The organism is Psychrilyobacter sp., assembly GCF_049671765.1.
In the GTDB taxonomy this organism is placed as follows: Bacteria; Fusobacteriota; Fusobacteriia; order Fusobacteriales; family Fusobacteriaceae; genus Psychrilyobacter.
Genome location: NZ_JBATVM010000291.1, coordinates 1 through 4,673 on the forward strand (window position 1 = coordinate 1; position 4,673 = coordinate 4,673).

Genomic DNA, 4,673 nt, shown 5'->3' on the forward strand with positions numbered 1-4,673 from the left:
ATTAAGGAAGGAGTAGTAATTAAAAATTATTGCTCTTTTTTCATATAAATTAATTCTATTACAATATATCATATAAATAAAAAAATAGTACCCTTAACTTTCACCTTCTTATGTGTTAAAACTCCTATAGGAGGTGTTTTTTATGACACAATACAAAAATATTTAGAAGAATCATCTACAAATCCCCATTATATCACTGCTGATAAGAATGCACTAATTTCAAAGTAAAATAAGGCCACTCACGCTACCCTTAAGGGTATTTTTAACCCCCTTAAGGCTCCTAAGTGGCCTTTTATATTTATCGCCTCTCAATCCCAATGTTTTCAAGAGATTCAAGGCTTTCTTATTTGCGATATTTCAACTGTGGAGGTGCAATGTGTAGGGGGATGTTTTAGGAGAGCTTAGGAGGGAAATGAGGACAGAGAATAGATGAGGTTCTAACCAAGAAGGGAAAAGATATCAACGCAGAGGAAAAATAAATTTTAGGTTTTAACTCTGTGAACCTCTCACCTAACCTCGGTGAGTCTCTGTGTTACAAAAAAAAGGTTAAAAAAAAATAGAGTAGATGAAATTTATTCATCTACTCTTATAACTTCTATTTAGTTTCTATCCTAGCAAATTCTGCTTCCATCTCAATTTCCATCCCTTGACTTATTTTGTTTTTTATCATTTTATTTTCTTTATCTTTGACATCTCCTACTATACTTTTAAACTCCGATTTATTATAGAAATAGATGGCAACCAACATAGCTATGATATTACTCGAAAATATAGCATACCAGATCACATATTCTGTTTTACCTATAAAAAATGGAAGTAGTAGTAGTGTGGGTAGTCTAAAAACCCAAAGTCTTGACATACTGATATACATTGCTTTTTTAGTTTGCCCTACACCTTGTAATGCTCCTGTAATTATAGGTAGTATAGCTAATCCTATTAAACTCAAAGATATATATTTCAAGTAATCATTTCCAAGATATATTATTTCTTTATTGGTAGAAAAAAGTCTAATTATATTACTTCCCCATATTAAAAGTGTAGTAGTTCCTACAATAGAAAAGATAGTTGCTAAGATTGAACTCTTTAATACACACTCTTTAACTCTCTTCACATCATTATTTCCTATATTTTGACCAACGATAGAAGAAACAGCTCCTCCAATTCCCATGGCAGGCATTACTATAAGTCCAGTTATTCTATTACCAATTCCAAATGCAGCCAGAGTTAATTCTCCATAGGTATTTACAAAACTATTAAGTACCACAAATCCCATGGCAATTGTAGCTTGGCCGATAGAAGCCGGTATTCCTAATTTTGTTATTTTTTTTATATAATTAAAGTCTGGTTTTAGATCTTTTAGTCTTAGTCTCATAGGAGTATCTTTTATAAATAATTGATACACTATATAAAATGACATTATGGCTCTAGCAAGGAGGGTAGCTAAAGCAGCACCTTTTATTCCTAAGTCAAAATAAAATATAAATATTGGGTCTAGTACTATATTGATAGTTACAGATATCAGACTGAGAATCATAGGAGAAATAGTATCTCCTTCCCCTTGTTTTATAGATGCATATATAAATGCCGCATACGTAAGAGGAGCTCCTCCAACTATAAGTACTAAGTATATATAAGCATTGGTATATATATCACCTGTAGCACCCATAACTTTTAATATATATGGTGTACTAATTATTCCACTTATACTGAGGAGTACAGAAAATCCCATGGCAAAGCTTACTAACTGTCCTGCTGTTTTTTTAGCTTCTTCCATTTTCTCTGCACCTATATTTTGAGAAATCAAAGTAGTTCCTGCTATACCTATTCCCATTCCTAACGCTAGTTGTAAAAATACAACTGGCCAAGCTAAAGTCATAGATGCAACTTCTACAGAGCCTAATTTACTTAAAAAATATGTATCTGTCAGATTATACATGGTCTGTATAAGGTTATTTAGCATTACAGGGAGGGATAGTAATATTACTACCTTATACATATTCCCTTCTAATATCATCGTTCTTTTCCTCATTGTTTTCATAACTCACCTCAAATATAAGCTTTTTTATACTATATATTCTACCACTAAAACAACTCCCTCTCAATACTGCTTCTTTTTATTTTAAAGGTTCATTATATTTTTGTTTTAGATCAATAAAAATAATATAATTGTATATTTATATCAATATAAAAGGTTCTACTTATGTACTCTTCTTTACTTATATTGAGATATGGTGTTTTCCAAAAGAACCTTCATTTTCTTTCTAAGAGATAAGGGTTCTAATATTTCAGCTTCATTATAAAACCTTGCAAAATATAATGTAGCTTTTGTATCACTAGATTCACAGTAGTATATATCTCCTTCTATTTTTATAAGAGTTGGTTTGTAATGATTTATTCTTTTGAACCATATCTTCCCTTGATCTGTTAATTTAACCTTTACTATATTCCCATAGGATAAGAATGGATCAAATTTTTTATGTACTTTGTCTATATAGACTATATCCATATGCCTTTTATTTTTTCTAAATCTTATTGGAGTTACCTTAGATATCCTAGACAGGTTAAAAACACTATATTCTTTTTTGTCATATATCCAACAAAATAAAAAATTATTCTTCTCCTCCGATGTAACTTTAAAAAAATAAGGTTCTACTATATAATCATTCCCTAAAAGGGTTATCAAAACTTCCTCCTTTCTTTGTATAGCTTTTTGTATAGCTTCATATTCAAAATAAAAAATTTTTCGTTCCCTCTTATAATGTGGCTGTGATATATATGTCCTTATAAGATCTCTAAAGTATTCTGATTCATTTTGTATCTTATTTTTAGGTAGTAAATTATCATAGATTAACTGATTTTCTTTATTTAAATTAAATTGTATTTTTTTATTCCCAGAACTTTTCTTAAATGGATATTTATCCACATTGATGTAGGAGCTAGTAAACAATCGATTAAAAAAACTATTAATTTTTATATCAAAATTTTCTATATCTCTAAATGTTATTTCATTTACAAAATTTGGGACAGTAAACCTTATTTTTTTATCACTCATAACTTCCCCCCAATATTATATTAATATCTAATTATATTAACCTCTATCTAAAGTATATAGTAAAAACTAGTTAATTAAAAATTATTAAGATAGAATAATAGTATATTTAAGTACACTCTAACATTATGTATGGGGTAGATATAAAACAAAGTACAAGGAGTAATGGTTGCTTTTTCTACTTAGATAGCTTATAATAGAATGTAAAATTATAAATTAATTTATAAAAAATTTAATATAAACATTAGGAGGAACGTTGTGTCACAAGAATTAAAAAGAAATTTTTCAATAATAGCACATATAGACCATGGTAAATCTACCTTAGCTGATAGACTTATCCAATCAACAGGAACAGTTGCAGATAGAGATATGGAAAATCAATTATTAGATAGTATGGATTTAGAAAAAGAAAAGGGTATAACAATAAAAGCCAATACTGTTACTATCAACTATAAAGCTAATGACGGTAAAACATATGAGTTAAACTTAATCGATACACCTGGACATGTAGACTTTATCTATGAAGTTTCTAGATCTCTTGCTGCCTGTGAAGGTGCACTATTAGTAGTAGATGCAGCTCAAGGTGTAGAAGCTCAAACTTTAGCAAATGTATATTTAGCTTTAGAACAAGATTTAGAAGTAGTTCCTGTAATCAATAAAATTGATTTACCTGCTGCTGATGTAGAAAAAGTTAGAAATGAAATTGAAGATGTTATTGGAATTCCTGCTGACGAAGCAGTACTTACATCTGCTAAATCAGGTATAGGGATCGACGAACTATTAGAAGCCATCGTAAAATTTGTCCCTGCACCTTCAAACAGTGAAGATGGGCCTTTAAAAGCTCTTATCTTTGATTCACATTTTGATGAATATAGAGGAGTAGTTACATATGTAAGAGTTATAGATGGAACTATAAAAAAAGGAGATAAAGTAAAAGTATTCTCTAATGACCACCAATTTGATATCCTTGAATGTGGAATATTCTCTCCTAACATGAATCCTATTAATATTTTAACTGCAGGATCGGTAGGATATATTATCACTGGTACAAAATCTATCCATGATTCACAAGTAGGAGATACCATTACCAGTCTTAATAATCCATGTGAAGAACCTTTAGAAGGTTATAGACAAGCTCAATCGATGGTATTTGCTGGATTATATCCAATATCTACTGATGATTATGAAGATCTAAGAGATGCTATTGAAAAATTACAATTAAACGATGCTTCACTTACTTTTGAACCTGAAACATCACTAGCATTAGGATTTGGATTTAGATGTGGATTCTTGGGCCTTTTACACATGGAAATTATTGTAGAAAGACTTAGAAGAGAATACGATATAGATCTTATATCTACTTCACCATCAGTTAAATATAGAATTCATAGAGAAAATGAACCAATGTATACTATAGACAACCCAGAAGATTTCCCACTTGGTGGGCAAGGTAAAGTAATTGTAGAAGAACCATACATCAAAGGAAATATAATAGTTCCAAAAGACTATGTTGGTGGAGTTATGGAATTATGTCAGTTAAAAAGAGGAACATACATTAGTATGAACTATATTGATGACACTCGTGCTATGATTACATACGAACTACCCCTTGCAGAGATAGTAT

At 30.1% G+C, this 4,673-nt stretch carries 3 protein-coding genes; 1 reads left to right on the forward strand and 2 read right to left on the reverse strand.

Translation table 11 applies throughout. The features are described 5' to 3' along the window. Positions 1 to 595 precede the first annotated feature (595 nt). On the reverse strand, positions 596 to 2,038 hold the full coding sequence (locus WBG30_RS13685) for an MATE family efflux transporter (protein ID WP_424505215.1): 1,443 nt from the start codon (positions 2,036 to 2,038) through the stop codon (positions 596 to 598). 174 nt (positions 2,039 to 2,212) lie between these two features. Further along, complete coding sequence (locus WBG30_RS13690; RefSeq protein ID WP_424505216.1) at positions 2,213 to 3,052, reverse strand: WYL domain-containing protein; 840 nt, start codon at positions 3,050 to 3,052, stop codon at positions 2,213 to 2,215. A 255-nt stretch (positions 3,053 to 3,307) separates the two neighbouring features. Here WBG30_RS13690 and lepA point away from each other — a divergent pair. Further along, the coding region (lepA, locus tag WBG30_RS13695; protein WP_424505217.1) for a translation elongation factor 4 at positions 3,308 to 4,673 on the forward strand (1,366 nt) is incomplete at its 3' end.